The sequence below is a fragment of the Alloalcanivorax sp. C16-2 genome, from assembly GCF_046507615.1.
In the GTDB taxonomy this organism is placed as follows: Bacteria; Pseudomonadota; Gammaproteobacteria; order Pseudomonadales; family Alcanivoracaceae; genus Alloalcanivorax; species Alloalcanivorax marinus_A.
This window is the reverse complement of record NZ_JBKFTL010000008.1, coordinates 13430-37914: the sequence shown is the minus strand read 5'-3', so window position 1 is coordinate 37914 and position 24485 is coordinate 13430. Positions and strand designations below refer to the sequence as shown.

Annotated in this window: 21 protein-coding genes; 6 read left to right on the top strand and 15 right to left on the bottom strand. The window is 65.6% G+C overall.

From position 1 onward, the window contains the following. Positions 1–172 precede the first annotated feature (172 nt). The 3 genes from ACLD02_RS19230 to ACLD02_RS19220 are packed head-to-tail and all read left to right on the top strand — an operon-like array spanning position 173 to position 3144. The gene (locus ACLD02_RS19230; protein ID WP_203105782.1) at positions 173–613 is read left to right on the top strand and encodes a MarR family winged helix-turn-helix transcriptional regulator; all 441 of its coding nucleotides are present in this window, start codon (positions 173–175) and stop codon (positions 611–613) included. A 4-nt stretch (positions 614–617) separates the two neighbouring features. Continuing rightward, complete coding sequence (locus ACLD02_RS19225) at positions 618–1673, top strand: HlyD family secretion protein (RefSeq protein ID WP_338015248.1); 1056 nt, start codon at positions 618–620, stop codon at positions 1671–1673. Beyond that, positions 1660–3144 (top strand): DHA2 family efflux MFS transporter permease subunit, encoded by a 1485-nt coding sequence (locus ACLD02_RS19220; RefSeq protein ID WP_410299422.1) that lies wholly within the window; start codon positions 1660–1662, stop codon positions 3142–3144. The genes ACLD02_RS19225 and ACLD02_RS19220 overlap by 14 nt, the downstream gene beginning before the upstream one ends. 111 nt (positions 3145–3255) lie before the next feature. On the opposite strand, the gene acs is transcribed toward ACLD02_RS19220, so the two are convergent. From acs to dksA, 12 genes are all read right to left on the bottom strand, one after another. Beyond that, a complete protein-coding gene (acs, locus tag ACLD02_RS19215; RefSeq protein ID WP_410299421.1) occupies positions 3256–5202 on the bottom strand; it encodes an acetate--CoA ligase in 1947 nt (648 codons plus the stop codon). Between the two features lie 334 nt (positions 5203–5536). Then, on the bottom strand, positions 5537–5917 hold the full coding sequence (gene panD / locus ACLD02_RS19210) for an aspartate 1-decarboxylase (RefSeq protein ID WP_410299420.1): 381 nt from the start codon (positions 5915–5917) through the stop codon (positions 5537–5539). A 131-nt stretch (positions 5918–6048) separates the two neighbouring features. Next, positions 6049–6903: a pantoate--beta-alanine ligase gene (gene panC / locus ACLD02_RS19205; protein ID WP_410299419.1), complete on the bottom strand. Its 855-nt coding sequence runs from the start codon at positions 6901–6903 to the stop codon at positions 6049–6051. 2 nt (positions 6904–6905) lie between these two features. Then, positions 6906–7694 carry a 3-methyl-2-oxobutanoate hydroxymethyltransferase gene (gene panB / locus ACLD02_RS19200; RefSeq protein ID WP_203105777.1) on the bottom strand — a complete coding sequence of 263 codons (789 nt, stop codon included), beginning with the start codon at positions 7692–7694 and terminating at the stop codon, positions 6906–6908. A gap of 18 nt (positions 7695–7712) precedes the next feature. Beyond that, positions 7713–8396, bottom strand: coding sequence for a deoxynucleoside kinase (locus ACLD02_RS19195; protein ID WP_203105776.1), 684 nt, complete (start codon positions 8394–8396; stop codon positions 7713–7715). Then, positions 8380–8880 (bottom strand): 2-amino-4-hydroxy-6-hydroxymethyldihydropteridine diphosphokinase, encoded by a 501-nt coding sequence (gene folK / locus ACLD02_RS19190; protein ID WP_203105775.1) that lies wholly within the window; start codon positions 8878–8880, stop codon positions 8380–8382. The genes ACLD02_RS19195 and folK overlap by 17 nt, the downstream gene beginning before the upstream one ends. A gap of 4 nt (positions 8881–8884) precedes the next feature. Then, the gene (pcnB, locus tag ACLD02_RS19185; RefSeq protein WP_410299423.1) at positions 8885–10201 is read right to left on the bottom strand and encodes a polynucleotide adenylyltransferase PcnB; all 1317 of its coding nucleotides are present in this window, start codon (positions 10199–10201) and stop codon (positions 8885–8887) included. A gap of 698 nt (positions 10202–10899) precedes the next feature. Further along, positions 10900–12228 carry a sigma-54-dependent transcriptional regulator gene (locus tag ACLD02_RS19180; RefSeq protein WP_203105773.1) on the bottom strand — a complete coding sequence of 443 codons (1329 nt, stop codon included), beginning with the start codon at positions 12226–12228 and terminating at the stop codon, positions 10900–10902. A gap of 30 nt (positions 12229–12258) precedes the next feature. Continuing rightward, the gene (locus ACLD02_RS19175) at positions 12259–15198 is read right to left on the bottom strand and encodes a sensor histidine kinase (RefSeq protein ID WP_203105772.1); all 2940 of its coding nucleotides are present in this window, start codon (positions 15196–15198) and stop codon (positions 12259–12261) included. Then, positions 15188–15364, bottom strand: a complete 177-nt coding sequence (locus ACLD02_RS19170; RefSeq protein WP_203105771.1) for a hypothetical protein — start codon at positions 15362–15364, stop codon at positions 15188–15190. The genes ACLD02_RS19175 and ACLD02_RS19170 overlap by 11 nt, the downstream gene beginning before the upstream one ends. 24 nt (positions 15365–15388) lie before the next feature. Next, positions 15389–16285, bottom strand: coding sequence for a tRNA glutamyl-Q(34) synthetase GluQRS (gene gluQRS / locus ACLD02_RS19165; protein WP_410299418.1), 897 nt, complete (start codon positions 16283–16285; stop codon positions 15389–15391). Continuing rightward, complete coding sequence (gene dksA / locus ACLD02_RS19160) at positions 16282–16644, bottom strand: RNA polymerase-binding protein DksA (protein WP_203106106.1); 363 nt, start codon at positions 16642–16644, stop codon at positions 16282–16284. The genes gluQRS and dksA overlap by 4 nt, the downstream gene beginning before the upstream one ends. 1042 nt (positions 16645–17686) lie before the next feature. On the opposite strand from dksA, the gene ACLD02_RS19155 reads away from it, so the two are divergent. Both ACLD02_RS19155 and sfsA read left to right on the top strand, forming a co-directional pair. Next, entirely contained in the window at positions 17687–18859 is a 1173-nt protein-coding gene (locus ACLD02_RS19155; protein WP_410299417.1) for an aminotransferase class I/II-fold pyridoxal phosphate-dependent enzyme, read from the top strand. Next, positions 18856–19614 carry a DNA/RNA nuclease SfsA gene (sfsA, locus tag ACLD02_RS19150; protein ID WP_410299416.1) on the top strand — a complete coding sequence of 253 codons (759 nt, stop codon included), beginning with the start codon at positions 18856–18858 and terminating at the stop codon, positions 19612–19614. The genes ACLD02_RS19155 and sfsA overlap by 4 nt, the downstream gene beginning before the upstream one ends. Before the next feature lie 63 nt (positions 19615–19677). Here sfsA and ACLD02_RS19145 read toward each other — a convergent pair whose 3' ends face one another. Genes ACLD02_RS19145 through ACLD02_RS19135 form a run of 3 tightly spaced genes read right to left on the bottom strand, consistent with a single transcriptional unit; the run spans position 19678 to position 22009 of the window. Further along, positions 19678–20664, bottom strand: coding sequence for a serine/threonine protein kinase (locus ACLD02_RS19145; protein WP_203105768.1), 987 nt, complete (start codon positions 20662–20664; stop codon positions 19678–19680). Continuing rightward, positions 20661–21008 (bottom strand): Rieske (2Fe-2S) protein, encoded by a 348-nt coding sequence (locus tag ACLD02_RS19140; RefSeq protein ID WP_238401166.1) that lies wholly within the window; start codon positions 21006–21008, stop codon positions 20661–20663. Before ACLD02_RS19140 ends, ACLD02_RS19145 begins: the two co-directional genes overlap by 4 nt. After that, positions 21005–22009, bottom strand: coding sequence for an adenosine kinase (locus ACLD02_RS19135; RefSeq protein ID WP_410299415.1), 1005 nt, complete (start codon positions 22007–22009; stop codon positions 21005–21007). Before ACLD02_RS19135 ends, ACLD02_RS19140 begins: the two co-directional genes overlap by 4 nt. A gap of 208 nt (positions 22010–22217) precedes the next feature. On the opposite strand from ACLD02_RS19135, the gene mrcB reads away from it, so the two are divergent. After that, complete coding sequence (gene mrcB / locus ACLD02_RS19130; protein WP_410299414.1) at positions 22218–24440, top strand: penicillin-binding protein 1B; 2223 nt, start codon at positions 22218–22220, stop codon at positions 24438–24440. Positions 24441–24485: the final 45 nt, after the last annotated feature.

Below are 24485 nucleotides of genomic sequence, written 5' to 3'. Positions count from 1 at the left end.
GTACTGAATCGACAAACCCCATTCCAGACCCAACCCCTCGGGGGTTGAGTCCGGATAGGAGAGACGGTATCTACCGCGGCGGTGCGGGCCAAAGAATATAAAGCAAGTTGCCTTAATGGTCTTCATGTAATAAGCTTGCTTATTATAAGTTTCCTTATGAATGGGGTCTCCCATGAACAAAGACACCACCGTGGGCCTGGGGCTGCACGATGTGGCGCGCATGCTGCGTCGGGAATTCGACCGGCGCGCTCGGGCCCAGGGCCTGACCCGCGCCCGCTGGCAGGTGCTTTGGAACCTGTCGCTCCGGGAGGGCATTCACCAGGCCGCCCTGGCCGAAATCATGGATGTGGCGCCGATTTCCCTGACCCGCCAGTTGGAGCGCCTGGAGGAAGAGGGCCTGGTGGAGCGCCGCGTGGATCAGACCGACCGCCGCCGGCTGCGCCTGTACCTCACCGATCAGGCGGCGCCGGCGTTGGAGAGCCTGCGCGAACTGGCCATGGGCGTCCGTCATCAAGCCCTGGCGGGCATCGAGGCCGACGACATCGACATCCTGGTGCGCGTGCTGGGCCGTATGCGCGCCAATCTTTGCCAGCGAACCGAAAAAGAGGAATAACGACGTGACCACCACGCAACGAAATCGCCGCTTCGCCATGGGCCTGGGCCTGATCGTCGCCCTGGTCGTGGTGCTCTGGCTGGTGTTTGGCGGCCGACGCTATGTCGGCACCGAGAACGCCTATGTAAAGATCGATATGGTATCGCTGACCGCCGATGTGAGCGGCCCGCTGGTCAGCGTCACGGTGGACCGCAACCAGGCGGTGAAGAAAGGTCAGGTGCTCGCCGAGGTGGATCCGGAGCCCTACCGGATCGCCTTGGAGGAAGCCCGTGCCGACCAGCAGGCGGTGCGCAATCGGATTCTTTCCGAGCGCGCCGACTATGCGCGCCTGGAAGCCCAGCAAGACCAGGCGCGCCGGGATCTGGCTTACTACCAGCGCGAACTGGATCGTTTCCAGGGGCTGGATCGGGTGGCGGTGTCCAAATCCCAGTTGGACGGCGCTGAACAGAAACGTGATCAGGCCCGCTCCCAGCGGGATGTGATCGGCCAGGAGCTGGCCAGCCTCAAGGCCCGTCTGGGCGGCGGGCCGGATGTGGCGGTGGAAGAACACCCGGACTATCAGGCGGCCACCGCCAAGCTGGAGAAAGCCCGCTACGATCTGGCGCACACCCGCATCGTGGCGCCCTCGGATGGGGTCATCGGCGGCTCCACGCCCATGCTGGGCGAGCGGGTCAACGCCGGGGTGCCGGTGTTCACCCTGGCCAAGAACGGCTCCGCCTGGGTCGAGGCCAACCTCAAGGAAACCCAGCTCACCAACGTGCGTGAGGGCCAGGAGGTCGAGGTGGAGGTGGATACTTATCCCGGCGTGACCTGGAAGGCCAGGGTGCAGAGTCTGAGCCCGGCCACCGGTTCCGAATACGCGCTGATCCCGCCCCAGAACGCCAGCGGCAACTGGGTGAAAGTGGTGCAGCGGGTACCGGTGAAGCTCCAGCTTACCGACCTGGATGGCAAGCCACCGCTGCGTGCCGGCATGAGCGCGGAGATTTCCATCGATACCGGGGCGTCGTTGTTCGCCGATGACCCGGCGCAACCGGCCAGGACCGCCGATGCCACGCATTAACGACCAGCGCCTGGTCACGGCCAGCATCATGCTGGCCACGATCATGCAGGTGCTGGATACCACCATCGCCAACGTGGCCCTGCCGCACATGCAGGGCAGCCTGTCGGCGAGTACCGACCAGATTACCTGGGTGTTGACCTCCTACATCGTGTCGGCGGCGATCATGACGCCGGCGGTGGGTTTCTTCGCCGGGCGGTTGGGCCGGCGTCAGCTGTTCCTCTGGTCGGTGGCCGGGTTCACGGTGGCGTCGGGACTGTGCGGGCTATCCGCCAACCTGGACCAGATGGTCATGTTCCGCATCCTGCAGGGCATCTTCGGTGCCGCTCTGGTGCCGTTGTCGCAGTCCGTGCTGCTGGATGCCTACCCGGTGGAGAAACACGGCCAGGCCATGGCGATCTGGGGCATGGGCGTGATGGTGGGGCCGATTCTGGGGCCCACCCTGGGCGGCTGGCTCACCGAGTGGTACAGCTGGCGCTGGGTGTTCTACATCAATCTGCCGTTCGGGTTGTTGGCGTTCGCCGGTATCTGGCTCAGCGTGGCGGAAACGGAAACCCGTAAGATCCGCTTCGACTTGATGGGCTTCGCCTATCTGGGCCTGGCCATCGGCGCCTTCCAACTGATGCTCGACCGGGGCGAGCAGGAGAAATGGTTCGAGAGTTTCGAGATTCAGCTCGAGGCGCTGCTGGCCATGCTGGGCTTCTACCTGTTTCTGGTCCACTCGCTGACCCGCAAGGACCCGTTCATCAACCTGAGTCTGTTCAAGGACCGTAATTTCCTCACCGGCGTGGTGTTCATCTTCGTGGTCGGGATCATCCTGCTCGCCACCATGGCCCTGCTGCCGCCGTTCCTGCAGCAATGGAAGGACTATCCGGCGGTGACCACCGGCCTGGTGCTGGCGCCCCGGGGGCTGGGTTCCATGTTCTCGATGATGCTGGTGGGGCGGCTGATGCGAACCCGCCTGGACCCCCGCGTGCTGGTGGTGGCCGGCCTGGTGCTGATCACCGCGTCGCTGCATGAAATGGCGGGGTTCACCCTGGAAGTGAGCCGCGACATGCTGGTCTGGACCGGCGTGCTCCAGGGCTTGGGGCTGGGCTTGGTGTTTGTGCCCGCCAGCGCGCTCACGTACGCCACTCTCAAGCCTGAATTGCGCACCGAGGGCGCGTCGCTGTTTTCCCTGTCCCGCAACCTGGGTTCCAGCGTGGGCATCTCGATCATGACCGCCATGCTGTCGCGTAACATGTGGATTAACCAGCAGCAGTTGGGCGAGCATGTTCAGTTGGGTGCCTGGATCAGCCAGGGGCTGCCGATGAAGGACATGGTGGGTGGCGTGCCGGCGGCGCTTTATCAGACCCTGATGGCGCAGGCGGCGGAAATCAGCTACATGAATGATTTCCGGTTGCTTATGTGGATCAACATGGCGGCGATACCGCTGGTGTTGCTGCTCAAGCACAGCCGACCGGCGACTGCGTAGCTTTTTGGGACGCGGTACGCCACCCGGTCGCTTCTACGGCAATGCCGCTGATCCGCGAGAATAAAAAAGGGCGCCGTTAAGGCGCCCTTGTTCATGGTGGCCTGGCCGGCGTTAGTCGCCGTTGCCGTTCTTGCGGGTCTTGATCAGCTGGTCCACCACGGACGGGTCGGCCAGGGTGGAGGTGTCGCCCAGGGAGTCCAGCTCGTCGGCGGCGATCTTGCGCAGGATGCGGCGCATGATCTTGCCGGAGCGGGTCTTGGGCAGGCCCGGCGCGAAGTGGATCAGGTCCGGCTTGGCGATCGGGCCGATCTCCTGGGTGACCAGTTCGCGCAGTTCGGTGATCAGGTCGTCACTGCCCTCGGAGCCGCTCATCAGCGACACATAGGCGTAGATGCCCTGGCCCTTCACGTCGTGCTGGTAACCCACCACGGCGGCCTCGGAGATGCTCTTGTGCAGTACCAGCGCGGATTCGATCTCCGCGGTGCCCAGTCGGTGGCCGGACACATTGAGCACGTCGTCCACGCGGCCGGTGATCCAGTAGTAGCCGTCCTCGTCCCGTCGCGCGCCGTCGCCGGTGAAGTAATACCCCGGGTAGGCACTGAAGTAGGTGTCGATCATGCGCTGATGGTCGCCATACACGGTACGGATCTGGCTCGGCCAGCTGGCCTTGATCACCAGGTTGCCGGCGTTGGCGCCTTCCAGCTCCTTGCCGTCCGGGTCCATCAGAGCGGGTTGCACGCCAAACATGGGCAGGGTGGCGGAGCCGGGTTTCAGGTCCACGGCGCCGGGCAGCGGCGCGATCATGATGGCGCCGGTCTCGGTCTGCCACCAGGTGTCCACGATCGGGCAGCGGTTTTCACCCACCACCCGGTAGTACCACTCCCAGGCTTCCGGGTTGATCGGTTCGCCCACGGTGCCCAGCAGTTTGAGGCTGGAGCGGTCGGTCTTGCGCACCGGCTCGTCGCCCTGGCCCATCAGGGCGCGGATGGCGGTGGGCGCGGTGTAGTAGATGTTGACCTTGTGTTTGTCCACCACTTGCCAGTGGCGGGAGGCGTCCGGGTAGGTGGGCACGCCCTCGAACATCACCGTGGTGGCGCCGTTGGCCAGTGGTCCGTAGACAATGTAGCTGTGGCCGGTGATCCAGCCCACGTCGGCGGTGCACCAGTAGATGTCGCCTTCGTGATAGTCGAACACGTATTTGTGGGTGAGCGCCGCCTGCAGCATGTAGCCGGCGGTGCTGTGCAGCACGCCCTTGGGCTTGCCGGTGGAACCGGAGGTGTAGAGAGTGAACAGCGGGTCCTCGGCTTCCACCCATTCCGGCTCGCATTGATCGGAGACCTGTTGCACCGCCTCGTGGTACCAGACGTCGCGGCTGTCTTTCCAGTCCACGCCGTTGCCGGTGCGCCGCACCACCACGCAGGTGTGCACGCCGTCGCCACCGTTCATGGCCTTGTCGGCGTTGGCTTTGAGGGGCACGATCTTGCCACCGCGCACGCCCTCGTCGGCGGTGATCAGCGCGCAGGCCCCCGCGTTCTGGATGCGATCCTTGAGCGCTTCCGGCGAGAAGCCGCCGAACACCACGGAATGGATGGCGCCGATGCGCGCGCATGCCAGCATGGCGTAGGCCGCTTCCGGAATCATCGGCATATAGATCACCACCCGGTCGCCTTTCTTGACGCCGCGTTCCTTGAGTACGTTGGCCAGCCGTGAAACGTGCTCCAGCAGCTCCTGATAGGTGATGTGCTTGTCCTGGTCCGGCTCGTCACCTTCCCAGATGATGGCGGTCTGATTGGCGCGCTTGGGCAGGTGGCGGTCCACGCAGTTGTAGCAGGCGTTCAGTTTGGCGCCCTGGAACCAGGCCGCGCGGCCTTCCTTGAAGTCCCAGTCGCTGACGGTGTCCCAGCGGGTCCGCCAGTCGAGCAGCTCGTCGGCGCGTTCCGCCCAGAAGGTGTCCGGGTCGCGCACGGATTGCTCGTACCAGCGATCGTAGGTGGCCCGATCCATCAGGGTCTGGCGCTTGAACGCCTCCGGAACCGGGTGAATCTTCTTCTCTGACATAACTGCCTCCTTCGTACTGCCCGCTGGTATTTGTTATTCCCGCGTGACGCGGGAGCCGTATTCGTATGGCGACGCATTATCCCGTTCGCGTCGACCGGACTGAATTCCACCATGGTCTATAAAGCCCGTGGTTATACATACTGTAGATCGGATACGAAGGGCCTGCACCCCGGACTACGACTAAAGAACAATGGCCGCGATCGGCGGGGTGGTTAGCATGGGACGTTGCTGAAGGGCGCGAAAAGGCTATAAAAAGAAACGCCGGCGCGAGGGCCGGCGTTCATGAAAGGGTCAACCGTGCAAAACGGTCGAGGCGGCGGGAGCCGCGCGGAAGTCAGGCCACCTGCACCGGAATCGCGTTGCTGCTGCCTTTCACCGCGTTGCCTTCGCCCATGTAGATCAGGCGCGGCTTGTAATTGATCAGCTCGGAACTGCCGTAGCCGGCGTAGGCGCAGATGATCACCCGGTGACCCGGCTGCGCCTTGTGGGCGGCGGCGCCGTTCACGGAGATGATTTTGGAGCCTTCCTCGCCACGAATGGCGTAGGTTTCGAAGCGCTCCCCGTTATCCAGGTTGTAGATCTGGATCTGCTCGTACTCCAGGATACCGGCCATGTCCATCAACTCGCCGTCGATGGCGCAGGAGCCTTCATACTCGAGTTCCGCGTGGGTTACGCGGGCCTGGTGCAACTTGGCTTTCAGCATGGTGCACTGCATGTCGGGTACCTCTCTGAACAACCCCGGGCGGGCCCGTCGGGCCGGCCTCCGCGAGGGGCCGGCAGTATGCATGAACCCCCGGTCACATACAAGAAAACAGCCTGTTTCCTGACCAGCGGGGGATGAGTGTATCAGCCCGCCGGCAGTGACAACGTCAGATTGTCGATCAATCTCGGCTTGCCCAGCCGGGCGGCGGCGGCGATCAGCAGGTCCCGGTCGTCCGGGCCCGCCGGGGCCAGCGTGTCGGCATTGGCCACGGTCAGGTAATCCACCTCGAAGCCATGGTCTGCCAGGGATACGGTGAGGCGTTTCTCCAGGGCCCGGAAGTCGCGCTCGCCCTGTTCCACGGCGCGGCGGGCATCCTGCAGATGCTGTTGCAGCAGCGGTGCCCGGGCACGCTCCGTTTCGGTGAGAAAACCGTTGCGCGAACTCATCGCCAGGCCGTCCGCCTCGCGGGCGGTGGGCGCGCCGATGATGCGGATCGGGAACAGCAATTCGGTGGCCATGCGGCGCAGGATGGCGAGCTGCTGGAAGTCCTTCTCGCCGAACACCGCCACGTCCGGCTGCACGATGTTGAACAGTTTGCTGACCACCGTGGCCACGCCACGGAAATGGCCGGGCCGGTCGGCGCCGCACAGGTGATCCCCAAGGGCGTCCACTTCCACCCAGGTGCGGTTGGCGCCAAGCGGGTACATGGCCTCCACGGTGGGCGCGAACAGCATTTCCACGCCGGCCTCGCGGAGCCGTTCGGCGTCCGCTTCCAGGGTGCGCGGGTAGGCGTCGAAGTCTTCCCCCGGACCAAACTGGGTGGGGTTGACGAACACCGAGACCACCACCCTTTCGCAGTGGCGCCGGGCCTCCCGGACCAGGCTCAAGTGGCCGTCATGAAGATTGCCCATGGTGGGCACCAGGCCGACGGCGCGGCTTTCGCGACGCCATTGCGTCACGCGCTCGCGCACCTCGGCGACAGCGTGCAGTCGTTCCATGGTCAGAAGCAGTGCTCGTCGGTGGGGAAGCGGCCGTCCTTGACGGCCTCGTGGTAGGCGCGGAAGGCACCGGCCAGATCGCCGCCACCGTCTGGCATGAAATCCTTCACGAAGCGGGCCGGGCGAGGGTTCAGGCCCAGCATGTCGTGCATCACCAGCACCTGGCCGTCGCACTCCGGCGCCGCGCCGATGCCGATCACCGGCGCTTCCACGGCGGCGGTGATCTCCGCGCTCAGCACCCGTGGCACGCACTCGAGCACGAACAGGGCGGTGCCGGCACGGTCCAGCTCGCAGGCGGCATCCAGCAGCTCCCGGGCGCCATGCTCGTCCTTGCCCTGCACCCGGTAGCCGCCGAAGGCATTCACCGATTGCGGCGTCAGGCCCAGGTGCGCGCACACCGGAATACCGTTGCGTTTCAATACCTTGACCGCGTCGGCCAGCCAGGCGCCACCTTCCAGCTTGATGACGTTGGCGCCGGCCTGCATCAGCGCGGTGGCCGCCTCCAGGGTACGTTCCAGAGTGGCGGCGCCCATGAAGGGCACGTCGGCGATGATCAGGCTGCCCTGGTTGCCGCGCGCCACGCACTCGGTGTGGTAGACCATCTGTTCCAGGGTCACCGGCACGGTGCTGTCGCGGCCCTGGACCACGTTGCCCAGGGAGTCGCCAATCAGCATGGCGTCCACCCCGGCCTCGCTGATCAGGCGCGAGAAAGTGGCGTCATAGGCGGTCAGGACGGAGAATTTTTCGCCGTCCTCCTTGCGTTTCTTGAGGGTGCGGATGGTAACGGGCATGGGAGCTCCCTTGGGACGCTATACCAGCGGGCGGGGGTTAAAATAGTGTCGCCCCGTGCGGATGTCCAGCAACTCGTCCACCAACTGTTGATAGTCCGCCTCGCCATCGACCAGATCAATCTCGGCGGCGTTGACGATCAGCAGCGGGGCGCCGTCGTAGAAGTGGAAGAAACGGGTGTAGGCGTCGTTGAGGCGGGCCAGGTAGTCCGGGTCGATGCGCTGCTCGAAATCGTTGCCCCGTTTCTGAACCCGCTGGCGCAGCACGCCGGTGGGGGCTTGCAGGTAGATCACCAGATCCGGCGCCGGGGCGTCCAGCAGCATGTGCCGGTAGACATTGTCGTACAGCTCGAACTCGTCCTCGTCCAGGTTCACCTCGGCGAACAAGCGGTTCTTGTCGATCAGGAAATCCGCCACCTTGGGGCCGGTGAACAGATCCTGCTGACGCAACTGACGCAGCTGATCGGCACGCTGGAACAGGAAGAACAGCTCGGTCTGCAGGGCGTAGCGGGCCGGGTCCTGATAAAAGCGGGTCAGGAACGGATTGTCCTCGGCCTGTTCGAGCAGGGTGTCGAAGCCGAAGGTGTCCGCCAGTCGGCGGGTGAGGGTGGTCTTGCCCACGCCGATCGGGCCTTCCACGGCGATGAAGCGGGGCAGGTCGCCACTGGCGCGCAGCCGGTTGATGCGTTCAGTCAGCAAACTCATCCTCCTCCAGGCGGTGCAGCCGATGCAGCGGCTGATCGGACACCGATGCCCAATGGTCGGCCAGCGCAGTGCCGTCCGGCAAGCGGCAATCCGGCAGCCGGTCGAGCAGCGGGCGCAGCACGAAGGCGCGGCGGGTCATTTCCGGGTGCGGCACCACCAGTCTTGGCAGGCGGATCGTCGCCTCGCCCCACAGCAGCACATCCAGGTCCAGGGTGCGCTCGCCCCAGTGGCGGCGGCGCTCGCGGCCGGCGGCCTGTTCCAGGCCTTGGAGAGCGTCGAGCAGGGTGAGCGGATCAAGGGCGGTTTCCAGCAGCGCCACCGCGTTAACGTAGTCGGGCTGGTCCTGGGGCCCCACCGGCGCGGTGCTGTACAGGTCGGAGTGGCCGCTCAGGCGGGTATCGGGAAGGCCGGCCAGGGCCTTCAGGGCCGCCGTGACCTGAGCCTGCGGATCGTTCAGGTTGCTGCCCAGGCCGATCACCACCATGGGGTCAGTCCTTGTTGCCGGAAGAGCGGGGCCGCCGGCGCCGGCGGCGTCGGCCGCCATTCCCGCCGCCACCCCCGCCACTGCCCTGGTTGGGGCCCAGGGCCTGGACCATGTCGTAGCGGTCCTGCTCGTCGAGCTGCTGATAGCGGGTCCACCAGGCTCCCAGGCCGGCCTTGATTTCACCGGCGTCCTCGCGCAGCAGCAGGAAGTCATAGGCGGCGCGGAAGCGTGGATGCTGCAGCAGCGTATCCGCCCGCTTGCCGCCCCGGCGGGGCAGCCGTTGTTGCAAATCCCACATTTCGCGCATCACCGTGGAGAAGCGGCGCGGCACGGCGGTGTGGTCCACCTGGCGGGCCAGGGCCCAGCCGGCGGCTTTGTGCAGCGCCGGCGCTGGCGGCATGCCATCGGCGCGCAGCTTGTCGAAACGCGTCACCACCACCGGCCACAGCAGTACCGCCAGGATGAAGGCCGGCGTTACCGGCTTGTCCTCGGCCAGGCGCCGGTCGGTGTTGTCCATGGCGGCCAGGATCAGCCGTTCCCAGAGTTCGCCTTGCTCACCGTCCAGGCATTCCTCGGTTTCCGGAAACAGGAACGGGAACAGCCCCAGGTGGCGCAACTGGGTAAAGGAGGCGCGGGCATGGCCGCTGAGAAACAACTTGAGCACTTCGTCGAACAGGCGTGCCGGTGGTACCTGAAGCAGCAGTTCGGCGAGGCGCGGGATGGGGCCGGCGGTGGCGGGCTCAAGCTCGAAGCCCAGCTTGGCGGCGAATCGGGCAGCGCGCAGCATGCGCACCGGGTCTTCCCGGTAACGCTGCTCAGGATCGCCGATCAGGCGGATCACGCCTTTTTCGATGTCACGGCGGCTCTGAACGAAATCGTAGAGCGCGAAATCGGCGATATTGTAATAGAGGGCATTGATGGTGAAGTCGCGGCGCAGGGCGTCTTCCTCGATGCAGCCCCAGACGTTATCGCGCAGCACCAGGCCGGTTTCCTCGTGGGCCAGGTGCTGGTCCTCGTCCAGGTCGTCGCGCTGGAAGGCCCGGAAGGTGGAGACCTCGATCACCTCGCGGCCAAAGCGCACATGCACGATCTGGAAGCGCCGGCCGATAATGCGGCTGCGTTTGAACAGCCGGTGCACTTCATCGGGGGTGGCGTCGGTGACCACGTCGAAGTCCTTGGGCTTGCGGCCACTGAGCAGATCACGCAGGCAGCCGCCCACCAGGTAGGCCTCGAAACCGGCTTTGTGCAGCCCGTAGAGCACATTGAGGGCCGCCCGGGAGACGTCCTTGCGGGAAATGGAGTGCTGGTCCCGGGGAATGATCCGCGCCTGGGGAAGCCGGGGCCGGGTGGCGGAACCTTTGCCCAGGAGACGGGTCCAGAGGAGTACAAGCGGTCTAGATATGCGAGTCCAAAGGAGCGGAAGAAATGCCGCGGGGCGCTCTGAGAATCTGGATGTCATTGAGCAAAAAACGTCCTGACGAGATGAAAGGCGGCATGGTAGCACTTTTTGACCGCCACCGGTCACGCGATCTGGAGAAAGGGGCGGGTTTCGGGTTACCATCCCTCCTTGGCCCTGAAAGTAAAAAGGGACCACAACCTTGGTCGTGGTCCCCTATGCGCTGATTCTGTTGTTGTTATTGTTTGTGTTGTTTTCTGCCTTGCGCCGTAACCAATTTTCGCTACGGCATTTGTTTCGGGCTCAACGTTTATTCTTCTTCTTTTCTTGTTCTTATTGTGAGCCTTCGCCGCCGTGTTGTTTTGTTTATCTGGCGTGGGATTCATAGTGCATGGATGGATTTTGCATTGCAACAGGTTGTTAAAACCTTAAAAAACAACGACTTACGGAAATTTTGAAAAATGGGGTGGTGGCGCGGGGTGCGCGCGGTAACGCACCTGTTACCGCGCTGTGTAGTAAGGTAACACTTCTGGGCAGTCCGGCGAGCAGGGGTGACGACGGCGCCGGAAGCAAGAGCGAAAATGGGGAAATATTTTTCGTCATCGCTTGCTCCGGGCGTGGAATCAGCGGCGGGCGCCACGTTTGGGGCGTTGAATTCCGAGGCGCTGGCGCCGTTCCCACAGGCTCTTGCGGCTGATCCCCAGCTTCTGGGCCAGTTCGGTCTCGGTCATGTTGTCCTGGTTTTCCATCACGAAGCGGGTGAAGTAGTCCTCCAGGGACAGATCCTCGGAGGGGTCCAGGCTGGCCCGGCTGGGGCGCTGTGGGGTGCGGTTGGGGTTGAGGCCCAGTTGGGCCGGACCGATACGGTCCTCCTCGCTGAGAATCACCGCCCGCTCGATCACATTTTCCAGTTCCCGTACGTTGCCCGGCCAGGCATAGCGCTGCATGGCGGACAGGGCCTCCTCGGTGAAGGAGAGCTCGCCGCGATGCATTTTCTCGCGGCTGCGTGCCAGCAGGGCATTGGCCAGTTCCTCAATGTCGTCCTCGCGCTCGCGCAGCGGTGGCAATTCCAGCTCCATGACGTTGAGACGGTAATAGAGATCGTGGCGGAAGCCGCCATCGCTGACCCGCGCCGGCAGGTCCACCTGGCTGCTGGCGATCACCCGCACATCCACGCGGCGCGGGGCCAATGAGTCCTGACGGTGGATCACTCCCTGCTCGAGCAGGGTCAACAGACGGCTCTGAACCTCCGGGTCCAGTTCACCGACTTCATCGAGAAACAGGGTGCCGCCGTCCGCTTCCTCGATGCGACCGGGTTGTTCCTCGCTGCCGAACAATTCCTCCAGTTGCAGGGCCTTGGGCAAGGCGGCGCAGTGCACCGTGACCAGCGGCGCCGAGGCACGCTCGCTGTGCTCGTGCAGGGCTCGGGCGGTGAGTTCCTTGCCGGTGCCGGCCTCGCCGAGGATCAGCACCGGGGTTTCGGTGGGGCCGACCCGGCTGATGCGGTGCTTGAGATCACGCATGGCTTCGCATTCACCGATCATCGAGTGGACCGGATAGGTGCGCTCCAGGTCCCGGCGCAGAGCCTGATTGCCGCGATTGATGCGGCCCTCCTTGAGGACCCGCTCCACTGCCATCAGCATCTCGTCGTGGTCAAACGGTTTGGGGATGTAGTCCACGGCGCCTTCGCGCATGGCGTCCACCGCCGAACGCAGGCTGGCGTAGCTGGTCATGATCAACACCGGTACCGGCCGCGCCAGTTCGATCAGGGCGGTGCCCGGTTCGCCGGGCAGGCGCAGGTCGCTGATGATCAGATCATACTGTGTCAGGCCCTGATCATGGGCCTGTTCCACGGATTCCGCCTCCGCCACCGAGTGGTCATGTCGCTCCAGAAGCTTGCGCAGGGCGCCGCGAATAACGGGCTCGTCCTCGACGATCAGGATATGGCTCATGGTGCCGTTCCTTCTTTTAATCCGTGCTTTTTAATCTCCGGACGACCGCTGGCCGGCGAAAACAGGCAACTCGATCACGAAGCGGGTGCCGTGTCCGTCGATGATCGGGCTTTCCACCCGCACCGTGCCGCGATGGTCCTCGATAATACTGTAAACCAGCGCCAGACCGAGGCCGGTGCCCCGGCCCGGCGGCTTGCTGGTGACAAACGGTTCAAACAGGGCGTCGCGAAGTTCCGCGGGCACCCCATGGCCCTGGTCCTCGACGCGAATACGCAGGCGCTCGCCATGGCGCTCGCAGCCTACCACGATGGGTTGCTCGTCCCGGCAAGCGTCGGCGGCATTGCCGAGCAGGTTCACGAATACCTGTAGCAGGCGCTGCGGGTCGCCCTTCACTTCCTGCCCTCGCGGGCACAGATTATCAAATCGCTGGCCACGATGGTCCGGGTCGAGGCGCAGCAGAGCAATGGCTTCCTGGACGGTGTCGGCCAGATCCACCGGCCCCTGGATGGTGTCGCGCACGCCGCCGGAGTGGCTGAAGGTGACCAGGGATTCAACGATGCGGGTGATGCGGCGGGTCTGCTCGACGATCTGGCCGGCGCTTTGCCGCTGTTCCTGCTCGTCGCAGTGACCGTCCAGGTTCTGTGCCAGGCAGGCGATGGCGGTGACCGGATTGCCGATCTCGTGGGCCACGCCGGCGGCCAGCCGGCCGATGGAGGCGAGCCGCTCATTGTGCGCCAGGTGTGATTCCATCTGACGCAGGTCGGTGATGTCCTCAAGCACCAGCACCTGGCCGCCGGCCTGCTCGGTGGGCCCGGGGCTGTGGATGCGCGAGCGATGCAGGCTCAACCAGCGTGGCTGGCCATCCACTTCCAGTTGCCGCTGGGGGTCGTGTTCGGACTCGCCGCGGCTGAATTCCGCCAACAGATCCCCCCAGGGCGCGGGCAGGTGATCCAGGCGCGAGCCGATGGTGTGTTCGGCGTCGATGCCGGTCAGTGTTTCCACCGCCCTGTTCCAGCCGATGATTTCGCCGTCCGCGCCCAGGGAGATGACGCCCATGGGCAGCTCCAGCAGGGTCTGACGGTGAAAGCGACGCAGGCTGTCCAGCTCCGCCGCCAGCCCGGAGAGCCGGTCCCGGTATTGCTCCAGGCGTGATTCGATGAACTGGATGTCCTCCGATTCTCCTTCCTGGGGCCGATAGGGCAGGTTGTCGTCCATCAACTGGTGGGCCACGGACGGTCCCAGCAGCCCGGACAGATTGGTTTCCAACTGGTCGCGCAGGCGCCGCAACGCGTAGGGCCGGGTCTCGCCCTGCTTGAGGCGCAGGTCGCGCAGCGCCATGTCCACCTCGCGGGCGGCGGTTACCGGCCCCAGCGGGCCGCTCAGAGCCTTGATGAAATCGTCCACGGTCTGCGCGCCCAGGTCCCAGCGATAGGGCCGGCGCAGGCTGTCCACGGCACAGGCCTCGGCGGCGGTGCGTTCGGCCCGGGAGGTGGGGGTGACAATGGAGACGATGGCGTAGATCAGGCCGTTCAGGCTCAGGGAGGCGACCGCCACCTGATTCCAATGGGTCATGCCCTGTTCCGGGTCCAATCCCAGGGCGTTGATCAGGGTGGTGGCCCGCCAGTCCGGGAACACCATGGGAATCAGCAATCCCAGAACCCATACCGCGAAGCCCACGCCGAGACCGGCGAACAGGCCACTGCGGTTGCCGGAGGGCCAGAACAGCGTGCCGATAAGGCCCGGCACGAACTGTAGCGCGGCCACGAACGACAGCACCCCCAGCTCCACCGAGGAGTGCCCGGGGCCGGCCAGGCGGTAGAACCCGTAGGCCAGCGCCAGGATGGCGCCGATCAGAACCCGGCGGGTCCAGAGCAGGTTGCGGTACAGATCGTGGGCGGAACTCAGCGGGCTGGCGGGCAGCACCAGATGGTTGAGGCTCATGCCGGACAACGCCAGGGTGGCGACGATCAGCATGCCACTGGCGCCGGCCAGCCCGGCCAGGTAGCCGAGCACGGCGCCGCCGCCGTTGGCCAGTCCCACCCCCAGGGCGAAATAGTCCGGTTTGGTGGGTGCGTTGCTGGCCAGCGCCGCCCAAAGGATCAGCGGCACGCACAGGGCCATGACCAGGAACAGCAACGGCAGTGCCCAGCTTGCCGATACCAGGGCGCGCGGGTTGAGGTTTTCGGTGAACGCCATGTGGAACATATGTGGCATCACCACCGCGGACACGAAGAACGCCATGATCAGGCTGTGCCAGGTGCCGTTCTGAAGCGGACCGTAAAGCCGTGACAGCATCTCCGGGTGGGCATTGAGCCACTGGCCGAGGCCGCCGGGGCCGTCGAACACGCCGAACAGGCCGATCAGAGCCACCGCCACGAACGCCACCACCTTGATCAGGGATTCCGTGGCGATCGCCACCACCAGCCCTTCGTGGCGTTCCCGGGCGGTGGCGTGGCGGGCGCCGAACAGGATCGCGAACAGGGTGATCAGCAGGCAGAACCACAATGCCACCCAGGCCGGGTCCGGTTCGCCGGTAAGAATCTGGATCGATTCCGCCACCGCCTTGATCTGCATGGACAGCAGCGGCAGCATGCCGGCCAGCATCATCAGGGTGGTCAGGGCACCGGCCAGGCGGCTGCGGTAACGGAAGGCGAACAGGTCCGCCAGGGAGCTCAACTGGTAGGTGGTGGTCAGGCGGAGGATCGGCGCCAACAAGATCGGCGCCAGCAGGAACACCCCGGAAATGCCGAGGAAATAGGCCAGGAAATTGTAGCCGTAATCATGAGCATAGCCCACTGAGCCGTAAATCGCCCAGGCGCTGGCGTACACCCCCAGCGAGAACACGAACACCGCCGGATGGCGTACCAGTCGGGCGGGAATGTGCCCTTTCTCGGTGACCCAGGCCACCAGGAACAGGAACAGCAGGTAGCCGCCGGCGATCAGAATCAGTTCGCTAACACTATAGGTCATCGACGTCCCGGCTCCTGGCGATCCAATAGCTGAGCGCGATCAGGCCCAGCCAGACCAGATACGGACGGTACCAGGCACGCCCGCCTTCACTCCACCAGTCGATCAGCGCCGGTGACAGCAGGTAGGTGCCCAGGATGAAAATGATCAGCAGGCGGTCGGTATACATGGCGGCTCCCAGACGGCCAGCATATCAATCCCGCTCCGTGCGTAAAAACGCCGGAGGCGGCTGGCGTCGGCCGCCGGGCAGAAGCGCCGGGCGCCAATGGGCCCGTGCCCAGGCCAGTTGTTCGTCGATGCCGGCCCGGCCCAGGGCCGGCTCCGGCGCCAGGCCCACACAGGCCAGGGCGGCGAACAAGGCGGGCGCCGGATGGTCCGGGTCCAGGGCGGCGGCGCCGGCGGACTTGCTCATCTTGCCGCCGGTCGGGTCCATGATCACCGGCAGGTGGGCATAGCGTGGCGGCGGCGCGGCCAGGCATTCCAGCACGCGTAATTGACGCAGGGTGGAGGCCAGCAGGTCGCTGCCGCGCACCACGTCGGTAATGCCCTGGTCGGCGTCGTCCAGGGCACAGGCCAGTTGATAGGCGAACAGGCCGTCGCGGCGTCGAATCACGAAGGGGCCGCCCTCGCGGGCCAGGTTCGCGCACACCCGGCCTTGCAGACGGTCCTCGAAACAGCGCTCCGCGTCGGGCACGGTCAGACGCACGGCACGGTCCGGTCCGGGCGGCTGGGCCGCCGCCGGGCCCGGATGGACATTGTCCAGCGCCTGGAGCTGTTTGCGCGACAGGGTGCAGTAAAAGGCCTGTTTGCCGGCCAGCAGCCGCTCCACCGCGGCGTCATAGGCGTCGGCGCGCCGGCTCTGATGGAGCGGCGCGCCGTCCCAGTGCAGGCCGAAGCGATCAAGCTGATGGAGGATGGTGTCCACGGCGCCGGGTTGCTGGCGGGGTGGGTCAAGATCGTCCACCCGCAGCAGCCAGCGCCCGCCGTGATGGCGGGCATCCAGCCAGCTCGCCAGCGCCGTGACCAGGGACCCGAAGTGCAGCGGGCCCGATGGTGTGGGCGCGAATCGCCCGACGTAGGCGCGCTTCACCCCGCCAGTTGTCTTTCCTTGATTTCCGCCAGTTCCTTGCAGTCGATGCAAAGCTCGGCGGTGGGGCGGGCTTCCAGGCGGCGAATGCCGATTTCGACGCCACAGGCTTCGCAGAAGCCGTAGTCGTCCTTGTCGATCTGGTCCAGGGCCTTCTCGATCTTCTTAAGCAGCTTGCGCTCCCGGTCCCGGGTGCGCAGTTCCAGCGCGAATTCCTCTTCCTGGGTGGCGCGGTCCGCCGGGTCCGGCAGGTTGGCCACTTCGTCCTGAAGGTGGTGCATGGTGCGGTCGGCTTCCTCCATCAGTTCCTGGCGCCAGGCCAGAAGGATCTGACGAAAATGCGCGCGTTGAGCCTCGTTCATGTACTCCTCGCCTTTCTTGGGAACGTACGGAGTAAAACCATGAATGAGCGTGTCCGCCTTGGCGGCGGTGGCGGGGGATTTCTTCACCTTGGATGTCACCTGATCAGAAGCGGTGGAACGGGACGCAGCCCTTGCCTGGCTCTTGGACGCCGTCCTGGCGGTCCCGGTGGGACGCTGTGTGTTGGTTTTGGCGGTCGCCTTGGCGGCCGGCCCGGCGGGCTTCGCCGTCGTCTGTTTACGGGGCGCGGCCGTTTTCGCGGTCGCGGTGGTGCTGTTCGTGGTCTTGCGCGCCGGTGCCTTGCCAGCGGTCTTGGTCGCCGGGCGGCTGGCCGGTTTGCTCGCCGAGGTCTTCTTCACGGCGGCCTTTTTGGCCGTCGTTTTCGTGGTCACGGCTTTCTTGGCGGTGGCGGTCTTGCGAGTGGGGGAGGCCGCGGTCTTGCGGGCGCTGGCTTTCTTCGGCGCGGTTTTCTTGCTGGTGGCCTTACTTGCCGCCGCCGTTTTCTTCGCGACGGCCTTCTTCACCGCTGCTTTCTTGGTGGCTTTCTTGGCGGTGGTCTTTTTCGCCGCCGCCTTTTTCACCGTCGTCTTTTTCGCCGCGCTTTTCCGGGCCGTCGTCTTTGGGGTCGTGGCCTTTTTCGCCGGCGCGGCCTTGGCCGCCGCCTTCTTCGCCGGGCTCTTCTTCACCGCCGCCTTTTTTTTGGCGGTGCTTTTCCCGGCGCCGGTTTTACTGGCCGTCTTTTTTTTGCTTTTGCTACCGGTGGCCATTTTGATCAACTCCCTTAACATAGTCGCGACTCGCTGTCCTGGGCTCCCCCCGGAGGTGAAGGCCGGCCCGACGGGTTCGCCCGGGCGAGTACCGCCCCGGGACGGACGATAGTGTAAGCTTCGACCTTACCGTTTTATTGCGACCCTTGTCACCATTGGCCGGCGCCGTTCAAGGCGGCCCGATTATAGCCAACTCGGGGCGCTTTCCCAGCCCCCCGACAGTGGTCGAAGCGACGAACATATATCAGAGCTTTCCCCGCGGAAAAAGAGGTTTTTCTTGAGTGGTATCCAACTCTCCCGGCTGGCCGGGCAAACACCCCCCTTTCACGTCATGGCGTTACTTGAGCGGGCTCAGGCCTTGCAAGCGTCGGGCCGGGATATTCTGCACCTGGAAGTAGGGGAGCCGGATTTTCCTTGCCCGGCGCCGATCATGGCCGCTGCCGGGGCCGCTCTGGAACGTGGTGATACCCGTTATACACCGGCGGCGGGGCTGCCGGCGCTGCGTGAAGCCATCGCCCGCGATTACCGGCAACGCCTTGGCGCGCCGGTCGATGCCGGGCAGGTGGTGGTCACGCCGGGTGCCTCCGGCGCTCTGCAACTGGTGATGACGGCCCTGCTGGACCCCGGCGACGAGGCGTTGTTGTGCGATCCGGGTTACCCCTGCAACCGCCAGTTCGTGACCCTGGCCGGTGGCGTGCCCAAGCCGCTGCCGCTGGACGTGGGTGACCAGTTCCGGCTCAGCCAGGAGAAACTTGCCCGATATTGGGGCGCGCGCACCCGCCTGGCCATGGTGGCCAGCCCGGATAACCCCACCGGCAACCGGGTCGATACCGGTGAACTCGCGGCCATGGCCGCCTGGTGCGAGGAGCGAGGTGGCACCCTGGTGGTTGACGAGATCTACCAGGGCCTGTGCTACGGCGCGCCGGCCGACACGGTGCTGCGCCATGGCGGCCAGGCCGTGGTGATCAACAGTTTCAGCAAGTACTTCGGTATGACCGGCTGGCGGTTGGGCTGGCTGGTGGCGCCTCGGGAAATGGTGCCGGCGCTGGAGCGCCTGGCGCAGAACTGGTTTCTGGCGCCGGCCACCGTGGCCCAGCACGCCGCGCTGGCGGCGTTCGATGAGGAAACCCTGCTGATCGCCGAGCAGCGCCGTCAGTTGCTGGACCGCCGCCGCACCCTGCTGCTGGAAGCTCTGCCTGCGCTAGGCTTGCCGGTGGTTGGCGGTGCCGAGGGCGCCTTCTATCTGTATCTGGACGCGAGCCGGCACACCGATGACAGCTTCGCGTTCTGCCAGGATCTGCTGGAGAAGGCGGGCGTGGCGTTGACGCCGGGGCTGGACTTTGGCGAAGGCCATGATCCGCGTCGTTATCTGCGCCTTGCCTATACCTGTGACGAGGACCGGCTGCGCGAGGCGCTGCGTCGCCTGGCGAACTACCTGGAGGCCCGGTGAACTTCGATCCGCCACTGATGGCCGTCACCCTGCTGCGCCGTTATAAACGTTTCCTTGCCGATGTGCGCTTGCCCGGCGGCGAGGAGATCACCGTGCACTGCCCAAACACCGGCTCCATGAAATACTGCGTGCTGCCCGGTGAGGAACAGGCGGCGTTGATTTCCGATAGCGGCAACGACAAACGCAAGTACCGGCACACCCTGGAGGCGGTCCGGGTCGCCCACGGGCACTGGGCCGGGGTCAACACCGGGCGCACCAATGCCCTGGTGGCGGAGGCGCTGCGCGCCGGTCGTCTGCCGGGGCTGGACCCGACCGGCGGGGTGGAGCGGGAGGTCACCTTCGGTGACAGCCGTTTCGACCTGGCACTGGGGGAACGGGCCGCGCCGCACACCTATATTGAAGTGAAGAACGTGACCCTGGGGCCGGGGCCGGATGATCCGGACCACGGGGTGATCCGCTTTCCGGATTCAGTCACCGAGCGTGGTCAGAAGCACCTGCTGTCACTGATGGATGTGGTTCGCGCCGGCCAGCGGGCGGTGCTGTTTTTCTGCGTGCAGCACAGCGGGGCTCGCGCCGCCGGGCCGGCGGACCATGTCGATGCCCGTTATGGGCGGCTGTTGCGGGAAGTCATGGAGGCCGGCGTGGAGGTGCGTGCCTGGCGCACGCGCATGGCGCCGGCGTGCTTCGAGCTGGATGCGGAGGTGCCGGTGACCTTGGCGCCCCCGGAAACCGATATTGAAGGACATCGCGGCTGAAGCGGAGTCGCTCCTGCCGCGCCGGTTTAATCACTGTAGGAGCGGCTTCAGCCGCGATTGCCGCTAGCCGTTATCGTCCGAGGTCAACGCCGCCAGTTCCTGCTGAAGATCATTGAGGTGATCCTGCCAGTAACGGGGCGACTCGAACCAGGGAAACGCCGGCGGGAAGGCCGGGTCGTCCCAGCGTTGCGCCAGCCAGGCGCTGTGGCGCAGCAGGCGGCGGGTGCGCAGCGGTTCGATCAGCCGGCGCTGCTCCCAGGGGAATGGCAGGAAGGTCTCGTAGCCTTCAGCGAGCACCCGCAGTTGCTGGCGGTTCTCTTCCTGGTCACCGGACAGCAGCATCCACAGGTCCTGCATGGCCGGGCCGCGCAGGCTGTCGTCCAGGTCCACGAAGTGCGGCAGGTCGTCACGCCACAGTATATTGCCCGTGTGGCAGTCGCCATGCACGTTGATCGCTGGCCACTGGTGGTCGCCGAGCCGGGCGGCCATGGCGTCGAGCAGGGCGGCGGTCAGGTCCCGGTAGGGAGCGGCGAAGTTGGGGTCGATGACGCCGCCGCCGACATAGTCCGCCGCCGCCCGGCTGTCGGCGAGGATGTCCAGCACCGGGCGGGCCTGGAACGGGCGGTCGTTGCCGGCGGCGTGCCAGCGCGCCAGGGTGCGGCCCAAAAGACGAAGGTGGCTGTCATTGTCCAGCTCCGGGGCGTGCCCGCCCTGGCGCGGGAACACCGTGAACCGGAAGCCGGCGTGCTCGAACAGGGTTTCGCCGTCGCCGTTGGCGAGCGGCGCCACCACGGGCAGCTCCTGGTCGCGCAGGAAGCGGCTGAAGGCGTGCTCCTCGTGGATCTGATCGTCGCTCCAGCGGTTCGGTCGGTAAAACTTGGTGACCACCGGCTCGGCGTCCTCAAGCCCTACCTGATAGACCCGGTTCTCGAAGCTGTTCAGCGCCAACAGACGGCCATCGGTGACGAAACCGGCGCCATCCACCGCGTCGAGGATGACATCCGGCGTCAGGTCGTCGAACGGATGGTGGCTGGCACTGGTCTCGCTCATGCCGGCGTCTCGGCCTGGCCCACCCAGATTTCCTCGCCGCGTACCTCCAGGGGTACCGCGGTGAGGGCGTCGCCGCTGCACGGCCCGGACAGGCATTGGCCGTTCTCCGGTTCGAACAGGGCGCCGTGGTTGGCGCACACCAGGAAACGGCCCTCGTCGTCCATGAACTGGTCGGGCATGAAGTTCAACTCGATGCCCAGGTGCGGGCACCAGTTCAGGTAGGCGTGGAACTGTCCATCGAACTTGACCACCACCACCGACTGGTCGCCGACCTGGAATTCCCGGGCGCTTTCGTCGGCCACGTCGTGCACCGAGCACACCGCCCGCAGCTGCGCGGCGCTCATTCGCCCAGCACCCGCCGGCGGACTTCCAGATGCGCCTCGGCGGGCAGGCGCGGGCCGAACTCGCGGATCAGCCGCGCGCAGGCGGCGCTGGCCAGGCGACCGGCGGTGGGGAAGTCGTGCCCCTGAGTGATCGCGTAGAGGAAGGCTCCAGCGAACATGTCACCGGCGCCGTTGGTGTCCACCGGCTTCACCGGTTCCGCTTCCACGTGGTGGGTGTTCTCACCGTCCCAGAGCAGGGCGCCACGGGCGCCCAGGGTCATGGCCAGGCCGTTGCACATCGGTTTGAGGGCTTCCAGGGCCGCTTCCGGGGAATCGGTGCCGGTGAAGCCCAGGGCCTCGGCCTCGTTGCAGAACAACAGGTCCACGCCGGTGCCGAGCATCTCCACCAGGCCGTCGCGGAACAATTGCACCATGGCCGGGTCGGAAAACGTCAGCGAGGTCCGCACGCCATGCTGTTCCGCCAGCTCTCGCAGGCGCACGGCGGCGGCGCGGGCACTGTCGGAACTGACCAGGTAGCCTTCCAGATAGACATAACGGGAGGCGGCGATGGCGGCCTCGTTCAGTTCGCCCTTGCCGACGAACTGGGAAATGCCGAGGAAGCTGTTCATGGTGCGTTCCGCGTCCGGGGTGATCATCACCAGGCATTTGCCGGAGGTTCCCGGTTCGCGGTCGCCATCCATGTTGGTGTCCACCCCGGCGGCGCGCAAAGCGTCCACGAAAAAGGTGCCGGTGTCGTCATCGGCCACCTTGCAGGCGTAGTAGCCGCGGCCACCGAAATAGCGGGTGGCCACCACGGTATTGCAGGCGGAGCCGCCGCAGGTGTGGTTGTGTGGTTCGGCTTCGCCGGCCAGGGCGTCCAGAAGTTCCCGCTGGCGGGCCTCGTCAACCAGGGTCATCAGGCCCTTGCCCAGGTCCATGCGGGCGAGGAACTCGTCGCTGACCTCGATTTCGGTATCCACCAGGGCGTTGCCGATGGCGTACACGTCGTATTTCTTTTCCACGGGGACTCCGGACTCGATTGCGAAGGGGCCTATTATGGTGACGCCGTCTAACAGTGTAAAACCGGAACCGCGCCCGTAGGCGGCTTCCCGGTGTCTCTCTATACTCGCGGCCATGGCGAAGAAAGCGAAAACATCGAAGAAGCGGAAAACTTCCGCTAAGCAGCGGCAGCGCCGTTGGTGGAGCTGGCGTTTCATCGGCAAGCTGGCCTTGGTCGGGCTGGTGCTGTCGGCCGCCGGCCTGGTGTATCTGGATGCCTATGTGCGTGACCGTTTCGACAGTCACGTCTGGCAGTTGCCGGCGCGGGTCTATGCCCGGCCGGTGGAGCTGTATCCCGGCCGGGTGCTGTCGCGCAACGACATGCTCAAGCTGCTGGAGCTGATGCGCTACCGGCGCGCCGCCGGCGCGCCCACGCCTGGCAGCTACACCACCGACGGCAACTCCCTGGTGATCCATACCCGTGGCTTCCGCGACAGCGACGGCGGCGAGCCGTCGGAACGCCTGCGGGTGTCGCTCAGCGGAGGCCGTGTCAGTGGCCTGAGCGGTGGCGATGGCGACTCGGTGGCGCGGCTGGAGCCGCTGCAGATCGGCAGTATCCACCCGGGGCACACCGAGGACCGGGTGTTCGTGCCCCTCGACCGGGTACCGCCCCTGCTGGTGCAGATGCTGATCGCCACCGAGGACCGGGATTTCTACGACCACCACGGCATTTCCCCGCGCGGCCTGGCCCGGGCCATGGTCGCCAACGTCAAGGCCGGCGGGCTGGTCCAGGGCGGCAGTACCCTGACCCAGCAACTGGTGAAGAACTTCTGGCTCACCCAGGACCGCACCCTGGCGCGCAAGCTGGTGGAAATGCCCATGGCGGTGCTGCTCGAACTGCACTACAGCAAGGAGCAGATTCTCGAGGCCTATCTGAACGAGGTGTACCTGGGCCAGGACGGCAACCGCGCCATCCACGGCATGGGCCTGGGCGCGCAGTTTTACTTCGGTCGTCCGCTGGAGGAACTGGAGCCTCACCAGTTGGCGACCCTGGTGGCGTTGCTGAAAGGGCCCAGTTATTACGATCCGCGTCGCAACCCGGAGCGTGCCAAGTCCCGCCGCGATACCGTTCTGCGGGTGGCCCGGGATGAAGGCGCTCTCGATGATCAGGCGTTCCAGCGTTACAAGGAGCGGGACCTGGAAGTGGTGCCCCGGGGCGTCTCTCCCCTGTATGCCTTCCCCGCCTTCATCGATCTGGTGCGCCGCCAACTGGCCCGGGACTATCCGCCGGAAGTGCTCGGCGAGGACGGGATGCGTATTCACTCCACCCTGGATGTGCTGGCGCAGCTGGCCTCGGAAAGTGCCTTGCGTGACCATCTTAATCGCATCGACGGCTCCGGCGACCGCCTCAATGGTTCGGTGGTGGTGGTGGCGCCCTCGCAGGGTGACGTGCTGGCGTTGGTGAGCAGTCGCAAACCTCGTGACCATGGGTACAACCGGGCCCTGGACGCGGTGCGCCCGATCGGTTCGCTGGTCAAGCCGGCGGTGATGCTGACCGCCCTGGAGCAGCCCAAGCGTTACAGTCTGGCCACGCCGGTCCCCGACGAGCCGATCAGCGTGTCCTTGCCCAACGGCACCACCTGGACGCCCCAGAACTTCAGCGGCGAATCCCACGGACCGATCCCGATGCTCGATGCTCTGGTGCATTCCCGTAATCAGGCCACAGTGCAGCTGGGTATGGACCTGGGGCCGGGCAAGGTGGTCAAGACCCTGGATCAGCTCGGCGTGAAGCGCAAGGTGCCGGCCTATCCCAGTATCCTGCTGGGCAGCATCAACATGACCCCCTTCGAGGTAGCGATGTGGTACCAGCCGCTGGCCACCGGTGGCTTCGCCACGCCGCTTCGCTCCATCACCGATGTGCTCGACAAGAACGGCGAGCCGCTGGCCCGTTACCCGGTGGAAACCCGGGAAGTGCTCGATTCCGGCCCGGCGTTTCTGATTCAGTGGGCCATGCAGCAGGTGATCAACGACGGCACCGGTCGCGGTGCCCGCAAGGTGCTGCCCGCGGATCTGCGCGTGGCGGGCAAGACCGGCACCAGCGATGAGTACCGCGATGCCTGGTTCGCCGGCTTCTCCGGCAACCATCTGGCGGTGGTCTGGGTGGGCCGCGACAACAATCAGAGCGCCCGGGTGACCGGCGCCACCGGCGCGCTGCCGGTATGGAGCCAGTTGATGGCGTCGCTGCCGCAGACCAGCCTGCCGGAGGCGCCGCCCCCGGGCGTGGAAATGGTGTGGATGGACCCGGCCGGCGACAAGACCAGTGGCGAGGGCTGCGCCGGCGCCCGCCTTTATCCGATGCTGGAGGCCTCGATTCCGGAGAAGAGTGACGGCTGTGGCACCGTGCACAAGGCCGGCAAGGGTGTGGTGGACTGGTTCAAGGGCCTGTTCAACTGACCACCGGGGTGGGGCCATGCCGGGAGCATCGCGACTGAAGTCGCT

Coding starts and splice junctions, on each gene's coding strand:
- ACLD02_RS19220 (WP_410299422.1), top strand. CDS start 1,660: ATGCCACGCATTAACGACCAGCGCCTGGTCACGGCCAGCATCATGCTG.
- ACLD02_RS19170 (WP_203105771.1), bottom strand. CDS start 15,364: ATGTATACCGACCGCCTGCTGATCATTTTCATCCTGGGCACCTACCTG.
- dksA (WP_203106106.1), bottom strand. CDS start 16,644: ATGAACGAGGCTCAACGCGCGCATTTTCGTCAGATCCTTCTGGCCTGG.
- ACLD02_RS19140 (WP_238401166.1), bottom strand. CDS start 21,008: ATGAGCGCCGCGCAGCTGCGGGCGGTGTGCTCGGTGCACGACGTGGCC.
- ACLD02_RS19145 (WP_203105768.1), bottom strand. CDS start 20,664: ATGAGCGAGACCAGTGCCAGCCACCATCCGTTCGACGACCTGACGCCG.
- panB (WP_203105777.1), bottom strand. CDS start 7,694: ATGCCCGTTACCATCCGCACCCTCAAGAAACGCAAGGAGGACGGCGAA.
- ACLD02_RS19195 (WP_203105776.1), bottom strand. CDS start 8,396: ATGAGTTTGCTGACTGAACGCATCAACCGGCTGCGCGCCAGTGGCGAC.
- ACLD02_RS19175 (WP_203105772.1), bottom strand. CDS start 15,198: ATGACCTATAGTGTTAGCGAACTGATTCTGATCGCCGGCGGCTACCTG.
- panD (WP_410299420.1), bottom strand. CDS start 5,917: ATGCAGTGCACCATGCTGAAAGCCAAGTTGCACCAGGCCCGCGTAACC.
- ACLD02_RS19180 (WP_203105773.1), bottom strand. CDS start 12,228: ATGAGCCATATCCTGATCGTCGAGGACGAGCCCGTTATTCGCGGCGCC.
- ACLD02_RS19230 (WP_203105782.1), top strand. CDS start 173: ATGAACAAAGACACCACCGTGGGCCTGGGGCTGCACGATGTGGCGCGC.
- acs (WP_410299421.1), bottom strand. CDS start 5,202: ATGTCAGAGAAGAAGATTCACCCGGTTCCGGAGGCGTTCAAGCGCCAG.
- folK (WP_203105775.1), bottom strand. CDS start 8,880: ATGGTGGTGATCGGCCTGGGCAGCAACCTGAACGATCCGCAGGCTCAG.
- panC (WP_410299419.1), bottom strand. CDS start 6,903: ATGGAACGACTGCACGCTGTCGCCGAGGTGCGCGAGCGCGTGACGCAA.